Below are 23,135 nucleotides of genomic sequence, written 5' to 3' on the forward strand. Positions count from 1 at the left end.
AAAAAAGTGCTCAGCACTTTTATTTAAACCTGGACACGCAAATTGGAGAGCGTGTCTTTTTAATTTATAATTAAAACGAGGTATATTATGAGTCAATTGAAACCTGAACAATGATTAAAGTGGTTTGAATATTATGAAAAGTATCAAAATAACGAAATATCAAAAAGTGAATTTAAGTTTATCTCTATAAAGGAATTTAATAAGAACTTTCAAGATGATCAGATAAGAAGATATTTCAATCGTAAATACAATGATTTTTTAAAAAACAATGATGTGATTTATAGTAAAACTGGTAAGTCACCAAAAAAGGTAAAGGTAGTGGGAGACCAAAGAAAAAACAAAAATCGATTGAACCAAAGTCCCTATGGATCAGATAATTAAAATTCTTGAAATTTACGAAGAAACTTTCGAGGAAAACAATATAAATGTTGACATTAGTAAAATAGAAAAGAAGGAATTTGCAAAAAGCTTGCATTTAACCAATTTAGAATTAGTTCGTCAACTTATTATTATCAAATTAAGAATAAGCAAAAACCAATCAAGCACAACACAAAACAATTGCAAATAGAAGAAATTATTACTAAATCTTTCTTTGAAAACAAAGAAAATTATGGAAGAGAAAGATTATCTGTTTATATTAAAAGAAGATACAATATTTACATAGAACCCAGAAAAATCGGCTGAATCATGAAAAAATTAACTCTTATTTGTCAAATTAGAAAAGCAAGAAGAAAACTAGAAATCAAAAATACAAATGTACAATATCCAGATTTAGTAAAAAGAGATTATAACGGTAAAAATGCAAATATAATAGTACTGATGTAACATATATCAAAGCGCCAAATGACGTGAATGAAAATCACGTTTATTTATCTGTAGCTATTCATCATCGAACTAAAAAATTATCAATTGACAAATTGCTAAAACAAACGATGTTAACTTAGTATTGTCTCATATTAAAAACATTAAATTTAATGATAAATGAATCATCCATTCTGACCATGGGGTTCAATATTCTTCTAAACTCTTTGTTGATACAATTAAAGAAAATAACGGAATAATATCAATGGGTAGAGTCTGAAATTCATTAGACAACCGAGAGGTAGAATATTTCTTTTCAAACATTAAAAGCGAATGTTTGAATAAATTAAATTACAGCAAAATAAATTATCAAGAACTTAAAAATGAAATAGAAAATTACATCAATTGATATAACACTGAACGATATCAATCAATATTAAAATGAAAAACACCTCAAGAAGTTTGAGGTGAAACTATAAATATTTAAAAGATTCCAAAAAACTTGTCCAGGTTTATTTTTCGATTGTTAAGTATATTTTAAAGTTCCCAAAAACCTCTTTTTTGTCTTGTTTTTTTTGAAATAATTCATATTCAAAGAAATATTCTTTTCCATAATCAAATTTATGTTGAATAATTTGAGTGTAAAAATCCATTTCTCTACCAATCCCTTCAGGAGTTTTTAACTCAAAAATATTCAAAGCACTTTGGTTTGGGTCTAACATAATATAAAGTGTTGTAGGACCGGCAAAAATATTAATTATTTGATTTGAAATCTCAATCCGATTAGCTATATTATGACTCGGTTCATAGAAAGAAAGCACCTCAAATTCTCCATCTTGTGTGATTTCTAATGGAGCACTAAATTCAATTTCTTTTTCATTATCATTTTGAAATACAACTGATTTAAATTTAATTTTCATATTGATTTAACCTTTTAAAAATTATTTCTTTACCAAATAAGTAAATTGCTTTTGCTAATTCTGGTCCGTGTTCTGCATTGGTGGTTGCAATTCGAATAGGCATGAATAATTTTTTACCTTTTACCTTTAATAATTGTGAAGTTTGGTCAATTGTTTTCTGAATATTTTCAACCGAAAATTCACTTAAATTCTCTTTAACGAGTTTAAAAAATGTTTGAATTACTAACAATTGCTCAGAGTCAAATTCATTCTTTTGAACTTGAACATTTTGATAATTATGCAAATGTACTTTTAATTCATTTAAAGTGGAACAGCTTTCTTTGAAAGTATTAACAAAAAGATTTAGTCATTCTAGTGAATGTTCGTTTGAGTTTAAATAAGGAACAATAACTGAAGTTTCAAGCTGTTTTAAATATTGTTTTGAAAATCAGTTCATTTTATTAATATCAAATTTAGAAGGAGACTTTGAAAGTCTTTCAGGATCAAATTTTTTAATCAGTTCTTGTTGAGACATTAGTTCTTGAGCATCAGCAGAAGTTCAACCTAAAAGGGATAAGAAATTAAAAATTCCTTGAGACATATAACCTTCTTTTTTGTAATCTTCAATAAATTGTTTAAGACTTGTGTCTCTTTTTGAAAGTTTTTTACCTTCCATATTAGTGATGATAGTTAAATGTCCAAATTGTGGAGTTTCTCAATTTAAATATTGATAAACAACGAGTTGCTTAGGAGTATTTCCAATGTGCTCTTCTCCACGTAAAACGTGAGTGATTTCCATATCATGATCATCAATTACTACTGCAAAATTATATGTTGGGTATCCATCCGATTTAACAATAACCCAATCAGCTATCTCGCTTGAATCAAATGAAATTTCTCCTCGAACAATATCATTCCAAGTAAGCTTTTGATCTTTTGGCATTTTCAAACGAATTGAATATTGTCCATTTGCTTCTCGATTTTGTTTTTCTTGGTCACTAATTTGCAATCAATTTGGATTATATCTAAATGAAGAAAACCCTTTTTTATCCGATTCTTCTTTTTGTTTCTCGAGTTCTTGTGCTGTATCATAAGCTTTATAAGCAAACCCTTGATTAATTAATAATTGAGCAATTTCGTTATAACGATTTAATTTTTCACTTTGTCTATATGGTTTGTATTTTGGATTTGGATTTAATGGACTTTCATCAGGGATAATTCCAAGCCACTCTAGATTGTTTAATTGTGATTCTTCGCCTCCAATTACGTTTCTTTTTACATCCGTATCTTCAAGACGAAAGATAAATTCACCATCAAAATGTTTAGCAAATAAATAATTAAAAAGAGCAGTTCTAGCCCCGCCAATGTGTAAATAACCGGTTGGACTTGGTGCATATCTAGTTCTAATTTTTTTCATATGTCTCCTTAAAAAGAAAGTATATAAATTATATAATATACTATTTTTATAGTTTGCTTAATTCGATAAATTAAACAACATTTTTACATTTTCAATTTATTTATTCAATTTACCATAAAAAGTGGTGTAATTATAGAAGACCCATTTTTAAAAGGGTTTTTAATTTTTTATAGAGGAGGTTGATTTGTTTTTTAATAAAAAAGATCAAGATTCAGAATCAGAAAAACCTCGAATAATCGAAAAAGCCAACACTGTTTATCGAAAAACCAAAATGTCTAATTTTGGTTTAAAGTTAAATTACTTTTATTCATACTTACCAATGTGAAAATTAATAGCAATTACAGTAGTAACTGCAATTTTCTTTGGTGTAATTAGTGTGTTTTTTGTTAAAAATGTTGGAATTTATAATTTTGGATTAGCTGCCTTTGGACAAGCTATTGCTCGATTAATTGTTGTTAAAATTGCTGGTAGTGTTTCACCTGCTTTATCTAATGCAATTGATCAATTGGTTTTTTGATTAGCATACATAATCCTAAGTATTCCGATTTTTGTGCTTGGATATCGAAAAATCGGAAAATTATTTGGAGATTTAACTGTTATTTTTCTTGTTGTTTCTTCGCTTGTTTCGTTTGGGATTGGTTTTATAGACGGATCAAATGATGTTTATTTAATTGGAGATTTTGCTAATCAAAATGTTAAAGACTTAATTAAAGAAATTAGTACTCAAAAACCGAATAATCCAATTTCAGAAAGCTTATTAAAGCTCTCCCCTCTTTTACCTCTCAGTTGACAAGAAGGCGGGAATATTATCGCTTTAATCATCATAGCTATTGGATATGGAGTTATTTTAGCTTGAATTTTCGCACTAATTCAAATTATTGGTGGAACTGCAGGAGTTACAGGAATTATTGGGGAATGATATTCAAATAAAACTCAAAAATCATTTGGTGTTATTTCAGGGTACTTAAACATAGTAATTATTTTTATTTCTGTTGCTGTCGGTTCTTGATTGCCAGGTTCATTATATATTCAAGAAATTTCCAAATTCTCAAATGGAGCAATATTATCAGCACAATCAATCCAAACCCTTGAATTCTTAAAAACAAGAGCTTGAAGTTTTGAGTTTTATTTATCTCCTAACTTTATTGCTACATTTATTACTAATATAGCTTACATTATTGTTTTAAATAAAATTTACCCTAAATTCAAACTTGTTAAGGTTGAAATTTTTTCAAAAAAATATGATTTACTCGAAACAAAAATTTCCAACGATCGAAAGATTGTTATTAAATTAACCTCATTTGTAACCCAATCAGACAAAGATCAAGAATTTACACATGTTTTAAAAACGGTTACATTATTTAGACAAGTACCAAGAATTCTTAAGAAAATTCACCAATATGATCCGGATGCTTTTGTTGCTATTTCAGAGGTTTCAAGTATTGATGGTTATATTTATTTACCAACCGAAAAATTTTAAATAAAAAATGGTAGGACCATTTTTTATTTGTAAAATTGTGGATATAAGTCTAAATTAAACGAATTGTTTTCATTATTAAATTGATTAATTAAAGAATAATCAAAGCCCTTTAAACCACCAATTTTTATATTATTTAAGGTCAATATTTTCTTATTTTTTCTTAAATCAATCATGTCTAAAATTAATTTAACTTGACCTAAATGTTCCTGGTCGGTTTGAATACTTTTTATTTCAAGATAAAGTGGAGTGTATCCTTGAGAGTTTTCAAAATTAAATAAATAAGAATTTAAAATTACAGCTACTTGAGCAACTATTCAATATAATGGATCTTGCCTTAATAAATTATCACCAAATTGACTTGGTTCAAAATCCTTCATTTTATTTCCGTTTCAAATACTAGCATTATCTTTATTAAGATATAAAAAATAGTCAAATATTTTTTGAACTTTTTGTTCAGAAAACTTTTCTAAATCTAAAGATGAATTTATTTTCATTTCATTATCAACAGCAAATTGAGCAAAATTGTTCAATGAATAATCAGGAATGTCTTCAAAATTTAAATTATCAGTTGTATAATAACCGCTTAAAATGTGGTGATGTTTACTGAAATCAATTGAATATCACTTATAAGCTTGTTCTTTAGAATCATGAACTTGAACCGGAAAAACTAATGATGAATTATTTAAAGGTAAATGATCAGGAATTTGGAAGGATTTATCCAAATCTATTGACAATTTTTCTTTTAAATTAGGAGAAGAGATATTAAGATAATCCTTCAAGTATTTGAGCAATACTAAAAGTCCTTTAGAAGAAATTTTTCTTAATATCGAAGTATTTTCAATAATTGTTTCATAAGAATCGATTAGTAAAGGATTATTTTTAAACAAAAGATCAATATCATTATATTTTTCATTTAATAAAACTTGAGAGTCATTAATTGTTAAATCAAAGTTTCGATTTCAAGTTTTTCTTTGATTAAAATCACGAAAATTAGGGAGAAAAAATTTCACTTGTTTTCAATTAGGATATAAATCTTGATTTTGTTTATTTTTTAAGGATATTAAGACTGTTTTATCATTGTTAAAAATCATTTTTACATAATCTAATTCTTTGATATTAAATGCTTTTAGATAAAAAGTGAAAATTTTTTCAAAATATTCTTGTTGTTCTGGATTTTGTAAAAAAGCTTCAAACCTAATATTGGCTAAACTTATTCAATTAGGGAGTGCAAGTTTAAATAAATTTTTATTTGCGATAATATCAAAAATAGCATATTGAAGATTTGGAAAAAAGGATAAGTTATCAAATTGTTCTTTTTTCACCGTATTTAAAGAATTTACTGAGGAAAAAATTCTTAACTCTTGAGCATTAATATTATTATTTTGATAAAGTAAAGCAAGATTTTGGTTTAAATCTTTTAAAAAGACTTCTTCTTTTTGCTTTCTTAAATGCTCAATTTGAATGCTATTGTTTGATTTACTTTCCTTAAAAATTAAATTATTTTTAATTAAATAATTTAATTGTTCTTTATTAAATATTCAATCAAACAATTTCGGGTTATATTCCTTATTTTCTTGTTGAGAATTTGAACACGAAACACTAAAAAGTAGTGCACTATTTATTGATAAGCTAGCAAACAAAAACTTTTTAAATTTCATATATTCCTTTATAGTAATATTATAGCAACAATATTAGAATAATACCTTAAATCGTGCATAAAAAAAGATGCCTTACAGCATCATATGGTGCGCGAGGAGGGACTCGAACCCTCATGCCGGAGGCACTAGAGCCTAAATCTAGCGTGTCTGCCAATTTCACCACCCGCGCAGACACAACATAAAAGTTGCAAAAAGTTAAAAAAAAGGCATTCAATTGCCTGGTGCCGTCTATAGGGCTCGAACCTACGACCTACTGATTACAAGTCAGTTGCTCTACCAACTGAGCTAAGACGGCATGGTGGAGAATAAGGGACTCGAACCCATGACATTCGCCTTGTAAGGGCGACGCTCTCCCAACTGAGCTAATTCTCCAAAAATGGCAGTCTGTACGGGGATCGAACCCGTGCGTGCATGGATGAAAACCATGTGTGTTAACCTCTTCACCAACAGACCATAATGGCGCCGATTATTGGGATTGAACCAACGACCAACTGGTTAACAGCCAGCTGCTCTACCGCTGAGCTAAATCGGCAAGTGTGTTTAGCTTTTAAATTATAACAAGAAATTTATTTTTTATAAATATTTAAATAATATTTTCAATAATGCACAACGCCCGTCATTCGTTGCTTTATAATATTAACATAAAAAATTTAAAAATTAAAAAAATTCTTTTTCATATGTTGAAAAATTTAAAATTATATACATTTAATTGTTTAAGAACTTTATAATATTAATAACATATTTATATATTTAATTTACAGGAGTAAAAAATGACAATAAAAGGTATTGGTGCTTCACAAGGTGTTGCAATAGCTAAAGTTTTCAAAATTGAAGAAATTGAACTAAGCTACAACAAATCAACAACAAATCCTGAAGCTTCACTTAAAAAATATAATAATGCACGAAACACAGTGATTGAAAAAATTAAAAAATCAAAGGAACTTGCTAAAGATCCAGAACATGCTGCTATTTTTGATGCTCACTTAAATTTTGTGACCGATGAATACGCAATTAGCAGTATTACTGATTTTATTCAAAATGAAAATTACTCATCTGAATTTGCTATTGAAAGTTTTTATAAACAATTTGCTGAAATGCTTTCAGGTTTAGATGAATACATGCGTGAAAGAGTTGCGGATGTTTATGATGTCTCAAAAAAACTTATTCAAGCTATTCTAGGGATTGAAGAACGCGATTTAACTGGTATTAATGAAGAGGTTATTATTGTCGCTGAAGATCTTTCACCCTCACAAACTGTGCAATTAGACAAACAATTTGTGAAAGGGTTTGTAACTAACATTGGTGGAACCACTTCTCATACAGCAATTATGGCTCGTAGCTTAGGGATCCCTTCAGTAGTAGGAACTAATGTGATTATGGAAAAAGTTAATAATGGAGACATTTTAGCTTTAGATGGAAGTACAGGAACAGTTGTTGTTTCTCCAAATGAAGAAGAAATTGAACATTTTAAGAGAGAAGAAAAAAAATACAAACTTTATCTTGAGAGATTAACAAAATTAAAAGGCCAACCATCAGTAACTGTAGATGGACACCACATTGAAATAGCTGCAAATATTGGAACTCCTAAAGATTTAGAATCAACTTTAAGCAATGATGCCGAAGGAATTGGGTTATTTAGATCAGAATTTTTATACATGGATAATGATAATTGACCTTCTGAAGAAGAACAATTCCAAGCTTATAAAACTGTTGTGGAAGGAATGAAAGGAAAAAGAGTTGTCATTAGAACTCTTGATATTGGTGGAGATAAAACTCTTAAATATTTTAAATTTCCAACTGAAATGAACCCATTTTTAGGGTATAGAGCAATTAGATTTTGTTTACAAAATCCTGAAATTTTCAAAACTCAGCTTAGAGCTTTAATTCGAGCAAGTGAATTTGGTAATGTTGCAATTATGTTCCCAATGATTACTAATGTTAAAGAGTTTTTAGATGCAAAAGAAATGTACTTTCAAGCATATGAAGAAGTGTACTCGAACAACAAAAACATTGCTCCAAAAGATAAAATTCAAGTCGGATTAATGATGGAAACTCCAGCGGCAGCAGTCTTATCAGATCAATTCTGTAAATATGCAGATTTTGTGTCAATTGGTACAAATGACTTAATTCAATATTCAATGGCCGCTGACCGCATGAACGAAAATATTTCGTACTTATATCAACCATTAAGCCCTTCAATTTTAAGACTCATTAAAATGATAATTGATGGAGCTCACAAGCATGGTAAATGAGCAGGTATGTGTGGAGAAATGGCTGGAGACCCTAAAGCCCTTCCTCTTTTATTAGGTCTTGGACTTGATGAATTTTCAATGTCAGCTTCAAGTGTACTTAGAAGTAGAGAACTTTCAAGAAACTTAAGCTACCAAGAAATGAAACAATTAGCAAATAAAGCAATTGATTTAGACACTGAAAGTCAAGTAATTGAATTGTTAGAACAGACATTGAACAAATAGGCTATGGCCTATTTTGTTTATAATTTAGTGTATGAGAAATAGTTTCACAACTCAAATTAAAAGAGAAATTATTAAGGGTAAAAAAACTAAAGATATTGACCCCTTTTTATTAGGTCTTTTAATTGTTTTTGCTCCTTTAAATCAACACAGCAAGCAAATTGAAGTTAAATATACTACTCAAGAATTTAAAAATGAGATTATAAAGTTACTTTCAAAATTAAAAGTACCATACACATTACCACAAAATTCAGGTAAAAAAATTATCATTAACACTGACGATCCTTTTTTTGAGCAAAATCTTTATGATGTTATTTCACTTCGGTTACTTGATTTAACACAATTTTTTGGTGGTGTTTTCTTTGCTGGAGGTACTATTTCAAATATTGAATCCAAATCATATTTTTTATATCTCAGTGCAGAAAATAAAGATAATTTAATGAATGTGCTCGAAATACTGAACATGTATGAATTTAATTTTAGATATCAATTTAAAAATAATAAACACACTATTTATATTCGGAGTATTGATAGAATCATTGAATTTTTATCAGCAATAGAAGCAAAAAAAGCTTATTTTGAGTATTTAGATCTTAAAATTAAGCGTGATATGAAAAATATGATTAATCGCATTAACAACTTAGATTTTGCTAACTTAAAAAAAGTTGCTTCAAGCTCAATTAACTATGTTGAATTGATCAATTATGTTTACAAATATAATTTAGAAAGTAAATTTAATGAAAATGAACTAGTTTTTCATCGTTTACGTTTAGAAAATCCTGGACTTTCGCTTCGGTATATTGTGGAAATTCTTGAAGATGAACATAATATTTTCATCACCAAAGCGGGACTAAATCATTGAAACCGAAAACTTAAAAAAGTTGTCCAAGAACATCAAAAATTAAAAAATAAATAAACAATTCATAAAATTACGGATTTAATTTAATTTGTTATAATTTTTAAGATTTAGTATAATTATGTCTATACAAAACAACTTTTATGTTAGGAGCTGTTTATGAATGAAAAATTACAAAAATACAGCAATGCCTATGAGCATTATAGTAAACGAAAAGTTAAGAATAAAATTATGGATAAAGCCGTAAGAATTAGTCTTATCAAAAAACTAAGAAACTTAATGTTTGGTTCAGCGATTGAAAACGAAGAACAATATGAATCTAAAGAATGAAGCAAAACAGCAAAAATTTTATTATGAATCTTTTGTATTGTTTCACTTGTTTTACTTTCAGTTTTCATTGCATATTTAGCTGATTTCTTTATTTACAAAGATACTGAATTCGATGGTCTTTTATTAACAAAAGCTCAAAGATTCCACGGAATCTTATGAAGACACTTTTAATCAAATAATTCAAAAACAAAAAGCAGAGAAAAAATCTGCTTTTTGTTTTATTCCATTTTTCGAAAATAAAAATCAGCTGATCAGACTGATTTGTATTATTTTAAACTAAACCTTTGTTTTTAAGGGTTTTAATAGTTTTAGCTGAAACTCTAAGAGTTTGCTTACGTCCACCAATATTAACTTTAATTTTTTGTAAATTAACATTGAACTTACGTTTTGAAGCGTTCATTGCGTGTGAACGAGTATTTCCTGACATAGGACCTTTACCGGTAAGGACATCTCTTCTTGCCATAATTTTTCCTTTCTAATTAGCTAATTATATACGGTTTAAATAAGTAAAAAAATTATACTAAAAAACAACAAAATTCCAACAATTTACTCAAACCCACAAAATTAGGTTAAATAAAGCGTTATTTTCGCACAAATAATAAGCTATTAGTGTCTTTTTGTTATAATTAAAAAATATCAATCTCATTATTATTTTAGCGTTCAATTTAATAATTTTGCATAAGGAGAACAATGCAGCAAGTTAATATATTTGCCCTTGGTGGGCAAGATGAAAATGGCAAAAATTGCTATATTTTTGAACATAACAACAATATTTACATTGTTAATTCGGGGGTTAAAATTCCTATTAATTCAAGTAATGGAGTCGATGCATTGATTCCAGATTTTACTTATTTAGAAAAAAATAAAAAGAGAATTAAAGGTATTTTTATCACTGATATAAAAAATGAAAGCTTTAGTGCACTTCCTTGGTTAGTAATGAAAATTCCTGGAATTAAAATTTATACTAGTGCGTTTAACAAAATTATCATTATTGATAGACTCAAAAAGTACAAAATTGATGAAAAAAGTTATCAAATCCAAGTTATTAACACTGACATTAAATTTGATGATTTAATCGTTAGTCCAATTAAAGTGGCCGGGAGCATTCCTGAATCGCTAGGTTTTAATTTCACTACTCCAACCGGTTCTTATGTGTTCATGTTTAATTTTGTTGAAGGAAATTTAGGTCTTTACGGAAATTTAAACTTTCAAGAGCTTGGTAAAAATCTTTCAAAAAATTCAATTAATGCACTTATTTGTGATGCAGGAAGAAGCAATGCTTTAGGTCGTGCAATTGAAAAACTAGAACTCCCTGATTTTATTAAACAAGTGTTTTTAAAAGCTAGTAATGAAGAAAGAATTATTGTTGGAGCTTACGATGAAGATATGGTGCAACTCCAACAAATTCTTAATATGGCCTTAATCACCAAAAGACCTGTGTGTGCGTATGGAAAAACATATGGTCAATTTATTTATTTAATTAGCAAAATTTCAAAAGATTTTCCGCTTCCTGAAATGTTTGACTATCGTCAAATCAATAAATATAAAAATGCTATTGTTTTAGTTACTGGCTCAATTGAACGTTTATTCCTAAGATTTGTCCGTATTACTGCTAAACGTGATGTGTATTTAAAACTTAAAAATACTGATAATGTAATTATAATGGCTCATCCTGTGAATGGACTTGAATCATTTGCGGCCGCTACATTAGATGAAATTGCTAAAATTACATCTAAAATTTACGACATTTCAGAAAGCCAATTTTATAAACATCACCCAAGCAAACAAGATATTGCTAATTTAGTGCGAGCACTCAAACCCAAATATTTATTACCAGCACAAGGTTTATATCGTTATTTAGTGGATGCTGCTAATTTTATCAATAGTGATGAAATTTTATCAAAGCACACCAAAACCATTGTGCTGTTAAATGGTAGAATTGCACATTTTACCGATGAAAAACTTTTCAGTCAGAATGGAAAAGTTAGCGAAATTGGAGATACTATTATCGATGGATTTGGAATTGGTGATATATCTTCAGAAGTAATCGCAGAGCGTGAATCACTAGGCCGTGAAGGAGTGATTATTATTAATTTACTATATTCAACAAAACAAAAACGAATTGCTAGCGAATTGTTTATTGATTACATTGGAGTTATTGATGAAAAAGATAAAAGCGAAGTTAATGAACTCATCAAAACAGTCTTAATTAATGTTATTGAAACTAAAGAATTTACTTCAATGAAGGATTTAAACGAAAAAATCCGTAAAGCAATTCGTAAGAAAATTTATAAAGTAACCGAAAAAGATCCAATGGTGGTTTTGGGGATTAATAACATTTAAAAAGTATGACAAAACGAAAGCTTAATAATTTATTAAATTTATCTTTAATTGAAAAAGAAGCTAACAAAACTCTTTTTACAGTCACTACCAAAAGAAAAATCTTGATAATATCACTTTTGTTTGTTAATGTAATTTTTCTTTTGCTCACAATTACAGCAACATTTGTGAATAATTCAATTTTAAATATTATTTATAAGTATTCGCTGAATCTTACGTTTGGTAATCTTATTTATCCTCTTATCATTTTGCTTTTTATTTGATGAATCGTGCTGTTGCTTGAACATAAATACTATCAAGATACATTTGCTTGATTAAACAAACACCAAAAGATTTCTTACGAAACATTCAAGCAAATTATCTGCAAGTTTTTGTGGTATTTATTTATAGTTATTGCTATTAGCGATTATTTAATTTTATATTTTCTTAATAATACTGATAAAGAATTTGAAATGAAATACACCATAAAAAGTGTACAAATATTATTTGAGAATGGTTTTTGAAAGCATGTAGCACTTAGTAAATATGCAACTTTTGATTTTCGACATATTGGATTTATTATCGAACCCTTAATTAATTTACTTTATTTAATTGGTTTTTCCTGAATTAGTGTTTTGGTCTTTTTAATCGTATTAATCGTGCTTTTTGGATTAGATATTTATTATGTATCTTTATTCAAAAGACCAATTCAAAAACTTAATCAGTTAAATCTAAGAGAATATTCGCAAAAGGTTCAAAGTCACACAGAAATCATTTGTAATACACCCAATTTTCAGGTTTATATTGATTTTTTATTTAATGCAAGCAAGATTTTTAAAATTGAATATTGAAATTTATCGTTTTTGAAAGTTGAAAAATTAATTCTAAAGACTTTGAAAAGACAAAATATAAATGATTTAACATTTTTAAACGTTAAATCACAATTAAAGCAAGAAGATACATAAACAAAACTCAAATTAATGTTTAATAAACAAGAATTTGAATAAACGAAATTTAAACATTTTAACTTAATAATGAAAGGAAAATCATGAAAAAATTACTTTGAAAACAAGCACAAAAACTTATTGAAGCAAACAACAATAATTTAATTTTTTTAGCATTTACAGTTGAATGGTGTGGAGATTGCAAAATGATGAAACCAGTTATTAATCGCTTATCATCAAAATATGCTCAATACAAACAACTTTCATTCATTGAAGTTGACGCTGAAGAAGCAAATTTATTAAGAGATCCTAACACTAAATGAGAGGTTTTAAAAGTTCCAACATTTGTGTTACTTAAAGGGAATAAGATTGTCGAAAAAGGATATGAATACATTCCTGAAGAAGTTTTAATTGAATGAATTGAGAAACGAATTTCCTCTACTTTTTAGGCTTTCAGCGCATTTAATATATAGAAAAAATACTATGATACAACAAAATATGGGGTAAATTTTAAAAACCCTATTTTTTTGCTTATCTTTTTTGTCTTTTACCTTATAATTAAAAAGCAACTATAACTATGAACTATAAGGTTGTTAATGAGCCATAAGTTGTCAAGGACTCATTAAGTTTTTATAGGGAGTTAAGTTCAAAAACGAACAAAGGAGACAACATGAACAAATTAAACGTCAAGGTAAAAGGATTTGATCATGCACTTGTAGATAGTGCTGCTAAAAAGGTGTATCACACTGCTAAAGCTGCTAATCTAAAAGTTAGTGGTCCAATTCCGCTTCCTACTAAAAGAGATGAAATCACAATTCTTAGATCAGTTCACGTTAACAAAAAATCACGTGAACAGTTCGAAAGTAGAACTCACCAAAGATTAATTGTGGTTGATGAAGCTACTCAAGAATTTACTGATAAATTAAACAGACTTGAACTTCCATATGGTGTTGCAGTTCAAGTAAAAACTTCAAAATAATTAAAATTAAGGAGAACATATGAAAGGAATCTTAGGCCGTAAAGTTGGAATGACCCAGATTTACACTGACCAAGGATATTCAATTCCAGTCACTGTAATCGAAGTTCAACCAAATGTTGTATCAAAAGTCTTGACTCAAGAAAAAGACGGTTACGTGGCTACTCAACTTGCTACAGTTGATAAAAAACCATCACGTGTTAATAAACCTGATGCTGGTCAGTTTAAAAAAGCTAATACAACACCTAAGCGCTACGTAAAAGAAGTTCGTAATATGTCAGGTTATGAACTTGGACAAACAGTATCAGCTGACATTTTCCAAGCTGGAGAACTTGTTGATGTAACAGGAACTTCAAAAGGAAAAGGATTTGCTGGAACTATTAAAAGACATAACCAACACATTGGTCCTAAATCACACGGGGGCGGAGGTGGAAGTCAGCCTGTTAGACAAACCGGATCACTTGGAGATATTTCAGGGAACCGTGTTTACAAAGGAATGACTATGCCTGGGCACCTTGGACATGTTAAAACCACTGTTCAAAACCTTGAAGTGGTTAAAGTGGACATGGAAAATGGATTACTTTTAATTAAAGGATCAATTCCAGGACCAAAAAAATCACTTGTTGTTGTTAAACAAGCAGTTAAAGGATTACCAAACAAAGAAGCTATTAAACTTGTTGATATTAAAGAAGTTCTATTGATGAACGAATTAGTTGAAAAAGCAAAAAAATACCACATTGAAGTTACCGTTGGGATGCATTCAAATGAGCTTGCACAATTAATCGCTGATGCTGAAGCTAAAGAAGAAGGAGAAAAATAAGATGGCTCAAACAAAATCTAAAGCTAAAGTTTCTTCTACTCCAGTAGCAGTTGCTAATGATGCAACAATGGAAAAAGTTCAATTTGATGCAAAACTTCCAGCAAGTTTATTTGCCAGCGAAAAAATTTATGAACAAGCTATTTTTGACACTATTCTTTCAGAAAGAGCTTCACGTAGACAAGGAACTCACCAAGTTAAAAACCGTGCTGAAGTTTCTGGTTCAGGGAAAAAACCTTGAAGACAAAAAGGAACCGGTCGAGCACGTCATAGCTCAATGCGTTCACCAATTTGAGTTGGTGGAGGGAGAGCGTTTGGTCCTCAATCAGAGAAAAATTACTCACTTAAAGTTAATAAAAAAGTGAGATATAATGCTTTTATTTCAGCACTTACTTTACTTGCACAAGATAAAGCAGTGCTTGTAGATGATTTAAAATTACAAACCATTTCAACTAAAGCATTAAACATTAAACTTAAAGAATTAAAATTAGCTCACTTAAAACATGTATTAGTTGTTACTGAAGATTACAATGTGTTTAAATCAGCGAACAACTTACCTAATGTTCAAACTTCAAAAGCTCATTCACTTAGTGTTGAATCACTTGTTGGAGCCGATGTGATGATTATTTCACACGAAAGTTTATCAATTTTAGAAGGGAAGGCTAGATAATGGAATTAACAAAAGTTCTTCAAGCTCCTGTGTTAACTGAAAAAACATATCAACAAATGTCAAATGGAGTTTATACCTTTAAAGCTGATTATCACGCAAATAAATTTCAAATTGCTAATGCAGTTGAGAAAATTTTCAAAGTTAAAGTTGAAAAAGTTAACACTATTAAAGTTGATAAAAAACCCAAAAACGTAGGACGTTTCCACGGATTTACCAATAGATATAAAAAAGCTATGGTAACTCTAGCTCCTGGACAAGAAATTAACTTCTTCCCTAATGAAGATGTTAATCCAACCAAAGAAAAAGAGCAAAAAGATAAAGAGGAGAAAAAAACATTAGCTTCAGATGTAGAAAGACGTGTAGCAGCTAAACTTGCTTCAAAAAAACAAACAACAATGAAAAATAAAGCAAAAACAACCAGCTCTAAACCATCAATGCATCGTAAAGTTGGGGGTGGAGAATAATTTTGCTTATTCAAAACCATACAAATAATTAAACAAAGCGGAAATATGCTTGCTTAAAAGAAAGATCCGCAACTATTTTTAAGCAAAGGAGAAAAGACATTTATGGCTATTAAATATCATAAGCCAACTACTAATGGTAGAAGAAACATGTCTTCTCTTGATTTTAAACAAAATTTATCTGGTCATGCACCTGAAAAATCACTCCTTGTGATTTTGAAAAATAATGCAGGTCGTAATAACCAAGGTAAAATTACTGTTCGACATCACGGAGGACGTGTTAAAAGATTCTACAGAATTGTAGACTTTAAACGTAATAAAGATAATATTCCAGCTGTGGTTAAAACAATTGAATATGATCCAAATAGATCAGCAAACATTTGTTTACTTGCATATGCAGATGGAGAAAAAAGATACATTATTGCACCTAAAGGAATTAAATTAGGTCAAAAAGTGATTTCAGGAGAAAATGTTGATATTGTTGTTGGTAATGCCTTACCATTAGCAAATATTCCTGATGGTACATTTGTACACAACATTGAAATGCAACCAGGAGGAGGAGCAATTATTGCTCGTTCAGCTGGAACTGCTGCCCAAATTCTTGGGAAAGATGACAATGGAAAATACGTTGTATTAAAACTTAAATCAGGTGAAACACGTCGTATTTTAGCTCGTTGTCGTGCAACAATTGGTACTGTTGGAAACGAAGAACATTTACTGGTTAATGTCGGGAAAGCCGGAATTAACAGACACAAAGGAATTAGACCTACCGTTCGTGGTTCAGTTATGAACCCTGTGGATCACCCACATGGGGGAGGGGAAGGGAAACAACCTGTTGGTCGTAAAGCCCCTCTTACCCCTTGAGGTAAAAAAGCTCTTGGAGTGAAAACTAGAAAAACTAAGAAATCTTCAAATAAACTGATTATAAGAAGAAGAAAGGATGCTAAATAATGGCACGTAGTCTGAAAAAAGGTCCATTCGCTGATGACCATTTACTCAAAAAAGTAGATGCCATTCTTGAAGGAAAAGCACCTAAAAAACCAATCAAAACTTGATCAAGACGTTCAACTATCTTCCCAAGTTTTGTTGGTTTGACTTTTGCAGTACACAACGGAAAAGTATTTAATGAAGTATATGTAACCGATGATATGGTCGGACACAAACTTGGTGAATTTTCACCAACCAGAACATTCTCAGGTCATGGTGCAGATAAAGGTAAGAAAAAATAATGCAACAAGCCAAAGCACACGTTAAACTACAAAGAGTTAGTGTTTCAAAAGCTAAACTTGTCGCTAATCTTTTCCGTGGGAAAGATGTGAAAATAGCACTTTCTTTATTACACAATACCTCAAAAAAATCTGCTCGTATTTTCATTAAATTACTTAATTCAGCGATTGCAAACGCTACCAATAATCATGGAATGGACGCATCAAAATTATTCGTTAAAGAAGTTTATGTTAATGAAGGTCCAACCTTAAAAAGATTTCAACCAAGAAGCCAAGGTCGTGCTTATTCAATTTTTAAACGTACATCAAACTTATCAATTGTTTTAGAGGAGAGAAACTAATGGGACAAAAGGTCAATCCAAATGGATTCCGTTTTGGAATTACCAAAACACACAATTCAATCTGATTTGCTGAAAAAGCACAATTTGGAAACAAATTAGTTGAAGATGCTAAAATCTATAAGTTTTTTGATAAATATGTACGTGAATACCAAATTGGTAAAGTAAATGTTCAAAGAAACCAAAAAAATAGAGTTAATGTTGTTTTACATTCTGCTAAACCTGGAGTAATTTTAGGTTCAGAAGGAAAAAACATTCAAGAATTAACTCTTAAACTAAAAAAATATTTAAAAAACAAACACCTTGATGTTAATTTACAAGTTATTGAACTTAAAAACCCAGATCTTAATGCTAGATTACTAGCTGAAATGATTGCTCAAAAACTTGAAAACCGTGAAAGATTCCGTACCGCTCAAAAAATTGCTATTCGTAGTGCAATGCGTAATGGAGCTAAAGGAATTAAAACTGCCGTTTCAGGTCGTTTAAATGGTGTTGACATGGCTCGTACTGAAGGATATTCAGAAGGAGAAATGAAACTTCACACCCTTAGACAAAACGTTGATTATGCTACTGCTACAGCTCGTACCACTTATGGAGCTATTGGAGTTAAAGTTTGGGTTTCATTAGGTGAAATTTTGGAAGGAGATAAATAAAATGCTTCAACCAAAAAGAACCAAATATAGAAAACCATTTCTAGTAAAACACGACAAACGTAGAGCTACTAAAGGAAACACTGTTGCTTTTGGGGAATTTGGTCTTCAAGCTGTAACTAGTGCTTGAGTTGATGCACGTCAAATTGAATCAGCCCGTATTGCTGCTACTAGACATATGGGTCGTGAAGGAAGTGTTATCATTCGGATCTTCCCGCATTTTTCAAAAACTTCTAAACCAATCGGGGTTCGGATGGGATCAGGAAAAGGTGCACCTGAAAAATGATATACTGCTGTTAAAGTTGATACTGTTATGTTTGAAGTATCAGGAGTTTCAGAAGAAATAGCTCGTGAAGCTTTAAGACTTGCAGGACATAAATTACCGGTGAAATGAAAAATTATTACAAGAGAACACGAAGGGAATAACTAATGCTATATAAAGATTTATTAAACAAATCAGTCTCAGAACTCCAAACATTAGTAAGAGATCTTAAAGCTGAACTTTGAACATTAAGATTCCAAAACACCACCGGTTCTCTTGATCAAACCCACAAAATTGATCTTATTAAAAAAGATATTGCTAGAGCACTCACAGCCTTAAGTGAAAAAGGAGCTAAATAATGATTGAAAGAAATACAAGAAAAACATTAGTTGGTACAGTCGTTTCAGCTCACAAAACACCTAAAACCATTATTGTTGCTGTTGACACTTATAAAAAACACCCACTTTATTCAAAACGTTTCAAATCAACTAAACGTTTTGCTGTTCATGACGAAAATCACCTTGCTAAATTAAACGATTCAGTTGTGATTATGGAAACACGTCCACTTTCAAAAACCAAACACTTTCGACTTGTTTCAATTAAACAGTCTAATGAAGGGAGCAAATAATGCTATTAGAACTATCTAGAGCAAATGTTGCTGATAATTCAGGAGCCAAAGAAGTTGGAATCTTTAGAATTCTTGGTTCAAATAAAAAAGTGGCCAAAATTGGTGATGTGGTTATGTGTTCAGTCAAAAAAGCCATTCCTAATGGTGGAGTTAAACAAAAACAAGTAGTTAAAGCAGTTGTGGTACGCTCACGTTACGGAATTTCGAGAGAAAATGGATCATATATTCGGTTTGATGAAAATGCTGTAGTACTTTTAAAAGAAGATGGAACTCCAAGAGGAACACGTGTTTTTGGGCCAGTGGCTCGTGAAATTCGTGAAAAATATCCAAAAATTGTTTCTCTTGCACCTGAAGTTTTATAATTAAGGAATTTTTATGAAAGTTAAATTCAAGAAAAACGACGAAGTTATTGTAATTGCAGGAAAAGAAAAAGGGAAAACAGGAACCGTTTTAAAAGTATTACACGACAAAAACGCAGTTATTGTTAAAGATCTTAACATTGTCACCAAACATAACAAACCTTCACAACAAAACCAAGATGGAACTATTACCACCAAAGAAGCTCCAATTCACGCTTCAAATGTAGCATATCTTGTTAAAAAAGAAACTAAAGACAAACCAGCACAATATAGTAAACTTGGTTACAAATTTACCAAGGAAGGCAAAAAAGTTAGAGTAGTTAGAAAAACTAAGAAGGAAATTTAATTATGCTCAAGAATATTTATTTAGAAAAAGCAGTTCCTGCACTTAAAGAAAAATTTAATTACTCTTCACCAATGCAAGTTCCACGAATTGAAAAAGTGGTACTTAATATGACAGCTGGAAAAGAAGTTTCAAACTCAAAAGCGATTGAAGAAGTTTTAAATGAACTTACTTTAATCGCTGGACAAAAACCATTTCAAACCAAAGCTAAAAAATCAAACGCTTCATGAAAACTTCGTGAAGGAATGCCTATGGGAGGGAAAGTTACCCTTCGTAGAGAGCGTATGTGAGAATTTTTAGACAAACTTATCAACGTTGCAATGCCACGTATTCGTGATTTCCGTGGTGCAAATCCTAAATCATTTGATGGTAGAGGTACCTTTGCTTTAGGAATTAAAGAAGAAATCATTTTCCCAGAAATTGAATTTGACAAAATCCGTCGGATCAAAGGACTTGATGTGATTATTGTCACCACCGCAAAAACTAATAAAGAAGCTAGAACATTACTTGAATTAATTGGTGTTCCATTTGAGAAAAAAGGAGATAAATAATGGCTAGAAAAGCACTTATTGAAAAAGCAAAACGCCACCCTAAATTCTCATCTCGTGCGTACACACGTTGCGAATTATGTGGTCGTCCACATGCGGTTTTAAGAAAATACAAAGTATGTCGTATCTGCTTTAGAAACCTTGCACACGAAGGTAAAATCCCAGGTATGAAGAAAGCGAGCTGATAATTATGTTTATTACAGATCCAATTTCAGATTTAATCGTGCGTATTAAAAACGCTAACGCAAGAAAGCACAAAACCGTAGAAATTCCATTCTCAAATAAAAAAGAAGCAATTGTCAAATTAATTCAATCAGAAGGTTACATTCATTCTTATTCAGTTGAAGGTGAAGGAATTAATAAAAAATTAGTTCTTACCCTTAAATATAAAGGTTCTCAATCAGCAATTATTGGAATTAAAAGAGTTTCAAAACCTGGACTTAAAGTTTATGTTAAGTCATCAGAAATTCCTACTGTTTTATCAGGATATGGAACAGTGATTATGTCTACTTCAAAAGGACTAATGACTGGAAAAGAAGCTAAGAAAGAAAATGTTGGTGGCGAAGTCGTTGCCTACATTTGATAGAAGGGAAGTGTTATGTCACGTGTTGGAAATCGTATTTTAACAATTCCTGCTGGAACTAGTGTTACTGTTGATGGGACTAAAGTAACCGTTTCAGGAAAATTAGGAACTCTTAGTAGAGAATTTAGTTCAAAAATTGCTGTTTCAGTTCAAGACAACCAAGTTACCACAGTTCGAGCAAACGAAGAAAAAACTACTAAACAATTACACGGAACCACCAATGCTCATATTGCCAATATGATTACTGGTGTTTCACAAGGTTTTACCAAAGAACTTGAAATTAAAGGGGTTGGGTATAAAGCTACATTAAAAGGAACTCAATTAGTTATTTCAGCTGGATACAGTCACGAAGTTACCTTAGAAGTTCCTGCCAATGTCAAAGCTACTTTAGCTAAACCAACTGAAATTACCTTGTTTGGAATTGATAAACAAAGCGTAACTTCATTTGCTGCTATTGTGCGTAGTGTGCGTAAACCAAGTGTGTATTCAGGTAAAGGAATTTCGTACAAAGGCGAAAAAATTAGACGTAAAGAAGGGAAAACTTCTTCTAAATAAGAAGCAAGTTAGGTGAATAACATGGCAAAATTATCAAGAAATAAAGCTCGCAAAGCTAAACACATTCGCATTCGTCAAACACTTAGCGGAACTTCAGATAAACCACGTTTAAGCGTCTATAAATCACACCAAAACTTTTATGCACAATTAATTGATGATTCAAAAGGAGTTACACTAACTAGCATTTCAACTCTTAAAGATTCAAACTACTCAGGAAACATTCAAGCTGCTAAAGAACTTGGAGCTAAAATGGGTCAAGCTGTTCTAGCTCTTGGAATTAAAGAACTTGTTTTTGACCGTTCAGGTTATCTGTACCATGGAAGAGTCAAAGCATTTGCTGAAGCCGTTCGCGAAAAAGGAGTTAAATTCTAATGGAAAATCAAAAACAAGCAACCAAACCAGTTGTTGGAACTAAAGAGGTTAAATCACCACATCCAAAACCTGCTAAACCAACAACCCCTCCAGTTGAAGAAAGAAGAAACTTTAGAAATCCTAAAGTTAAAACCGATAAACGTCCTAACAAAGATGACCGTCCAAGAAGAACCCGTGGATTTGAACAACCAGTTTCAGAATACTCAGAAAAAGTTATTGATATAGCTAGAGTTACCAAAGTTGTTAAAGGCGGAAGAAGATTTAGCTTTAGTGCCTTTGTAGTAGTTGGAAACAAAAAAGGTAGTGTTGGATTAGGACACGGAAAAGCTAATGAAGTTCCTGATGCAATTAAAAAAGCCATTAAAGACGCTCAAAATAACCTTATTGACGTACCACTTGTTAATGGAACTGTTCCACATGAAATTCAAGCTAAATTCCTTGCTTCAAGAGTAATGCTTAAACCTGCTTCAAAAGGAAAAGGGTTAATCGCTTCAGGAACAGTGCGTGCAGTTACTGAATTAGCTGGATATACTGATATTGTGACTAAAACATATGGTTCGCGTTCAAAAGCAAACACTGTTAAAGCAACTCTAAAAGCTCTATCACAACTTAGAACAGTTGAGCAAATTGCTGAAATTAGAAATAAAGATGTAAAGGACTTAATCTAATATGTCAATTAAATTACATACATTAAAAGCAACCGAAGGTTCACGGAAAGAAAAACACCGTAAAGGTCGTGGACATGCCGCTGGAAAAGGAAAACAAGCTGGTAAAGGACAGTCAGGTCAAAACAAACGTAAAGGACACAGATTAGGATTTGAAGGGGGTCAAACTCCTTGATTCCGTAGAATCGGAAAACGTGGATTTACTAACGTGAATCATTTAGAATTCCAAGTAGTTAATTTAAAAGATTTAGAAGCTAAATACCAAGATGGTCAAGAAGTAACTATTGAATCATTATTTGCAAACAACCTTATTAAAAGAACCTTACCAATTAAAGTTTTAGGGAATGGAACTTTAAGTAAAAAATTAATTGTTCGTGTTCATCGAGTTTCAAAATCAGCGCAAGAAGCAATTATTGCTGCTGGTGGACAAGTTCAAGAATTATAATTACATTCAATTTCATTAAACACAGCTTGCTGTGTTTTTATTTATCCTTAGTATAAAAAAAT

The 23,135-nt window shown here is 30.6% G+C and carries 30 protein-coding genes, 5 tRNA genes and 2 pseudogenes; 28 read left to right on the forward strand and 9 right to left on the reverse strand.

The features are described from left to right. The first annotated feature begins 87 nt into the window (after positions 1-87). Positions 88-1,288: pseudogene (locus AC1RP9_RS00865) on the forward strand (IS3 family transposase). Between the two features lie 25 nt (positions 1,289-1,313). On the opposite strand, the gene AC1RP9_RS00870 reads toward AC1RP9_RS00865, so the two are convergent. Together AC1RP9_RS00870 and gltX are read right to left on the reverse strand one after the other, a co-directional pair. Next, the gene (locus AC1RP9_RS00870; RefSeq protein ID WP_481822519.1) at positions 1,314-1,721 is read right to left on the reverse strand and encodes a hypothetical protein; all 408 of its coding nucleotides are present in this window, start codon (positions 1,719-1,721) and stop codon (positions 1,314-1,316) included. Further along, positions 1,711-3,117 (reverse strand): glutamate--tRNA ligase, encoded by a 1,407-nt coding sequence (gene gltX / locus AC1RP9_RS00875; protein ID WP_481822520.1) that lies wholly within the window; start codon positions 3,115-3,117, stop codon positions 1,711-1,713. The genes AC1RP9_RS00870 and gltX overlap by 11 nt, the downstream gene beginning before the upstream one ends. A gap of 184 nt (positions 3,118-3,301) precedes the next feature. On the opposite strand from gltX, the gene AC1RP9_RS00880 reads away from it, so the two are divergent. Next, positions 3,302-4,597 (forward strand): DUF2179 domain-containing protein, encoded by a 1,296-nt coding sequence (locus AC1RP9_RS00880; protein ID WP_481822521.1) that lies wholly within the window; start codon positions 3,302-3,304, stop codon positions 4,595-4,597. Positions 4,598-4,620: 23 nt separating this feature from the next. On the opposite strand, the gene AC1RP9_RS00885 is transcribed toward AC1RP9_RS00880, so the two are convergent. The 6 genes from AC1RP9_RS00885 to AC1RP9_RS00910 all read right to left on the reverse strand — a co-directional run bounded on the left by AC1RP9_RS00885 (position 4,621) and on the right by AC1RP9_RS00910 (position 6,787). Beyond that, on the reverse strand, positions 4,621-6,255 hold the full coding sequence (locus tag AC1RP9_RS00885) for an MAG3240 family lipoprotein (RefSeq protein ID WP_481822522.1): 1,635 nt from the start codon (positions 6,253-6,255) through the stop codon (positions 4,621-4,623). 85 nt (positions 6,256-6,340) lie between these two features. Further along, positions 6,341-6,424: transfer RNA gene (locus AC1RP9_RS00890), tRNA-Leu, on the reverse strand. 50 nt (positions 6,425-6,474) lie between these two features. Then, a tRNA-Thr gene (locus AC1RP9_RS00895) sits at positions 6,475-6,550 on the reverse strand. Position 6,551: 1 nt separating this feature from the next. Beyond that, a tRNA-Val gene (locus tag AC1RP9_RS00900) sits at positions 6,552-6,627 on the reverse strand. A 5-nt stretch (positions 6,628-6,632) separates the two neighbouring features. Further along, positions 6,633-6,708, reverse strand: a tRNA-Glu gene (locus AC1RP9_RS00905). Between the two features lie 4 nt (positions 6,709-6,712). Beyond that, positions 6,713-6,787: transfer RNA gene (locus tag AC1RP9_RS00910), tRNA-Asn, on the reverse strand. 238 nt (positions 6,788-7,025) lie between these two features. Here AC1RP9_RS00910 and ptsP point away from each other — a divergent pair. The 3 genes from ptsP to AC1RP9_RS00925 all read left to right on the forward strand — a co-directional run bounded on the left by ptsP (position 7,026) and on the right by AC1RP9_RS00925 (position 10,083). Further along, positions 7,026-8,729 carry a phosphoenolpyruvate--protein phosphotransferase gene (gene ptsP, locus AC1RP9_RS00915; RefSeq protein ID WP_481822523.1) on the forward strand — a complete coding sequence of 568 codons (1,704 nt, stop codon included), beginning with the start codon at positions 7,026-7,028 and terminating at the stop codon, positions 8,727-8,729. 31 nt (positions 8,730-8,760) lie between these two features. Continuing rightward, positions 8,761-9,642, forward strand: coding sequence for a DNA-binding protein WhiA (gene whiA / locus AC1RP9_RS00920; protein ID WP_481822524.1), 882 nt, complete (start codon positions 8,761-8,763; stop codon positions 9,640-9,642). 99 nt (positions 9,643-9,741) lie between these two features. Beyond that, on the forward strand, positions 9,742-10,083 hold the full coding sequence (locus AC1RP9_RS00925; RefSeq protein WP_481822525.1) for a hypothetical protein: 342 nt from the start codon (positions 9,742-9,744) through the stop codon (positions 10,081-10,083). A 100-nt stretch (positions 10,084-10,183) separates the two neighbouring features. Here AC1RP9_RS00925 and rpmB read toward each other — a convergent pair whose 3' ends face one another. Further along, positions 10,184-10,375, reverse strand: a complete 192-nt coding sequence (gene rpmB, locus AC1RP9_RS00930; protein ID WP_481822526.1) for a 50S ribosomal protein L28 — start codon at positions 10,373-10,375, stop codon at positions 10,184-10,186. Positions 10,376-10,602: 227 nt separating this feature from the next. On the opposite strand from rpmB, the gene AC1RP9_RS00935 reads away from it, so the two are divergent. The 23 genes and pseudogenes from AC1RP9_RS00935 (at position 10,603) to rplO (ending at position 23,073) form a co-directional block, all read left to right on the forward strand. After that, positions 10,603-12,255, forward strand: coding sequence for a ribonuclease J (locus tag AC1RP9_RS00935; protein WP_481822527.1), 1,653 nt, complete (start codon positions 10,603-10,605; stop codon positions 12,253-12,255). Positions 12,256-12,260: 5 nt separating this feature from the next. Beyond that, positions 12,261-13,196: a hypothetical protein gene (locus AC1RP9_RS00940; RefSeq protein ID WP_481822528.1), complete on the forward strand. Its 936-nt coding sequence runs from the start codon at positions 12,261-12,263 to the stop codon at positions 13,194-13,196. Between the two features lie 83 nt (positions 13,197-13,279). Then, positions 13,280-13,624 carry a thioredoxin family protein gene (locus tag AC1RP9_RS00945; protein ID WP_481822529.1) on the forward strand — a complete coding sequence of 115 codons (345 nt, stop codon included), beginning with the start codon at positions 13,280-13,282 and terminating at the stop codon, positions 13,622-13,624. Positions 13,625-13,845: 221 nt separating this feature from the next. Beyond that, complete coding sequence (gene rpsJ / locus AC1RP9_RS00950) at positions 13,846-14,154, forward strand: 30S ribosomal protein S10 (protein ID WP_481822530.1); 309 nt, start codon at positions 13,846-13,848, stop codon at positions 14,152-14,154. A 19-nt stretch (positions 14,155-14,173) separates the two neighbouring features. Next, positions 14,174-14,833, forward strand: a pseudogene (gene rplC / locus AC1RP9_RS00955) (50S ribosomal protein L3); the annotation flags it as partial. A gap of 139 nt (positions 14,834-14,972) precedes the next feature. After that, a complete protein-coding gene (gene rplD, locus AC1RP9_RS00960) occupies positions 14,973-15,638 on the forward strand; it encodes a 50S ribosomal protein L4 (protein ID WP_481822531.1) in 666 nt (221 codons plus the stop codon). Then, the gene (gene rplW / locus AC1RP9_RS00965) at positions 15,638-16,102 is read left to right on the forward strand and encodes a 50S ribosomal protein L23 (RefSeq protein WP_481822532.1); all 465 of its coding nucleotides are present in this window, start codon (positions 15,638-15,640) and stop codon (positions 16,100-16,102) included. Before rplD ends, rplW begins: the two co-directional genes overlap by 1 nt. A gap of 102 nt (positions 16,103-16,204) precedes the next feature. Further along, a complete protein-coding gene (gene rplB, locus AC1RP9_RS00970) occupies positions 16,205-17,050 on the forward strand; it encodes a 50S ribosomal protein L2 (RefSeq protein ID WP_481822533.1) in 846 nt (281 codons plus the stop codon). After that, complete coding sequence (gene rpsS / locus AC1RP9_RS00975) at positions 17,050-17,328, forward strand: 30S ribosomal protein S19 (RefSeq protein ID WP_257043741.1); 279 nt, start codon at positions 17,050-17,052, stop codon at positions 17,326-17,328. The genes rplB and rpsS overlap by 1 nt, the downstream gene beginning before the upstream one ends. Beyond that, positions 17,328-17,666 (forward strand): 50S ribosomal protein L22, encoded by a 339-nt coding sequence (rplV, locus tag AC1RP9_RS00980; protein WP_481822534.1) that lies wholly within the window; start codon positions 17,328-17,330, stop codon positions 17,664-17,666. The genes rpsS and rplV overlap by 1 nt, the downstream gene beginning before the upstream one ends. Then, positions 17,666-18,316 carry a 30S ribosomal protein S3 gene (gene rpsC / locus AC1RP9_RS00985; protein ID WP_481822535.1) on the forward strand — a complete coding sequence of 217 codons (651 nt, stop codon included), beginning with the start codon at positions 17,666-17,668 and terminating at the stop codon, positions 18,314-18,316. The genes rplV and rpsC overlap by 1 nt, the downstream gene beginning before the upstream one ends. Before the next feature lies 1 nt (position 18,317). After that, positions 18,318-18,743, forward strand: coding sequence for a 50S ribosomal protein L16 (gene rplP / locus AC1RP9_RS00990; protein WP_257043744.1), 426 nt, complete (start codon positions 18,318-18,320; stop codon positions 18,741-18,743). Then, entirely contained in the window at positions 18,743-18,934 is a 192-nt protein-coding gene (gene rpmC, locus AC1RP9_RS00995; RefSeq protein WP_481822536.1) for a 50S ribosomal protein L29, read from the forward strand. Before rplP ends, rpmC begins: the two co-directional genes overlap by 1 nt. After that, positions 18,934-19,203 (forward strand): 30S ribosomal protein S17, encoded by a 270-nt coding sequence (rpsQ, locus tag AC1RP9_RS01000; protein WP_257043746.1) that lies wholly within the window; start codon positions 18,934-18,936, stop codon positions 19,201-19,203. The genes rpmC and rpsQ overlap by 1 nt, the downstream gene beginning before the upstream one ends. Next, on the forward strand, positions 19,203-19,565 hold the full coding sequence (rplN, locus tag AC1RP9_RS01005) for a 50S ribosomal protein L14 (RefSeq protein WP_257043748.1): 363 nt from the start codon (positions 19,203-19,205) through the stop codon (positions 19,563-19,565). Before rpsQ ends, rplN begins: the two co-directional genes overlap by 1 nt. A 13-nt stretch (positions 19,566-19,578) precedes the next feature. Beyond that, complete coding sequence (gene rplX / locus AC1RP9_RS01010; protein ID WP_481822537.1) at positions 19,579-19,908, forward strand: 50S ribosomal protein L24; 330 nt, start codon at positions 19,579-19,581, stop codon at positions 19,906-19,908. Positions 19,909-19,910: 2 nt separating this feature from the next. Then, positions 19,911-20,456 carry a 50S ribosomal protein L5 gene (gene rplE, locus AC1RP9_RS01015; protein WP_481822538.1) on the forward strand — a complete coding sequence of 182 codons (546 nt, stop codon included), beginning with the start codon at positions 19,911-19,913 and terminating at the stop codon, positions 20,454-20,456. Then, complete coding sequence (locus AC1RP9_RS01020; protein WP_257043751.1) at positions 20,456-20,641, forward strand: type Z 30S ribosomal protein S14; 186 nt, start codon at positions 20,456-20,458, stop codon at positions 20,639-20,641. The genes rplE and AC1RP9_RS01020 overlap by 1 nt, the downstream gene beginning before the upstream one ends. Positions 20,642-20,643: 2 nt before the next feature. Next, complete coding sequence (gene rpsH, locus AC1RP9_RS01025) at positions 20,644-21,039, forward strand: 30S ribosomal protein S8 (protein ID WP_481822539.1); 396 nt, start codon at positions 20,644-20,646, stop codon at positions 21,037-21,039. A gap of 12 nt (positions 21,040-21,051) precedes the next feature. Next, entirely contained in the window at positions 21,052-21,591 is a 540-nt protein-coding gene (gene rplF / locus AC1RP9_RS01030) for a 50S ribosomal protein L6 (protein WP_481822540.1), read from the forward strand. A gap of 21 nt (positions 21,592-21,612) precedes the next feature. Then, positions 21,613-21,963 (forward strand): 50S ribosomal protein L18, encoded by a 351-nt coding sequence (gene rplR / locus AC1RP9_RS01035; RefSeq protein ID WP_481822541.1) that lies wholly within the window; start codon positions 21,613-21,615, stop codon positions 21,961-21,963. Beyond that, on the forward strand, positions 21,963-22,631 hold the full coding sequence (gene rpsE / locus AC1RP9_RS01040; protein WP_481822542.1) for a 30S ribosomal protein S5: 669 nt from the start codon (positions 21,963-21,965) through the stop codon (positions 22,629-22,631). The genes rplR and rpsE overlap by 1 nt, the downstream gene beginning before the upstream one ends. A 1-nt stretch (position 22,632) precedes the next feature. Next, on the forward strand, positions 22,633-23,073 hold the full coding sequence (gene rplO / locus AC1RP9_RS01045) for a 50S ribosomal protein L15 (protein WP_481822543.1): 441 nt from the start codon (positions 22,633-22,635) through the stop codon (positions 23,071-23,073). The last annotated feature ends 62 nt before the right edge of the window (positions 23,074-23,135 follow it).

It is taken from the genome of Mycoplasma sp. 3686h (assembly GCF_056781225.1).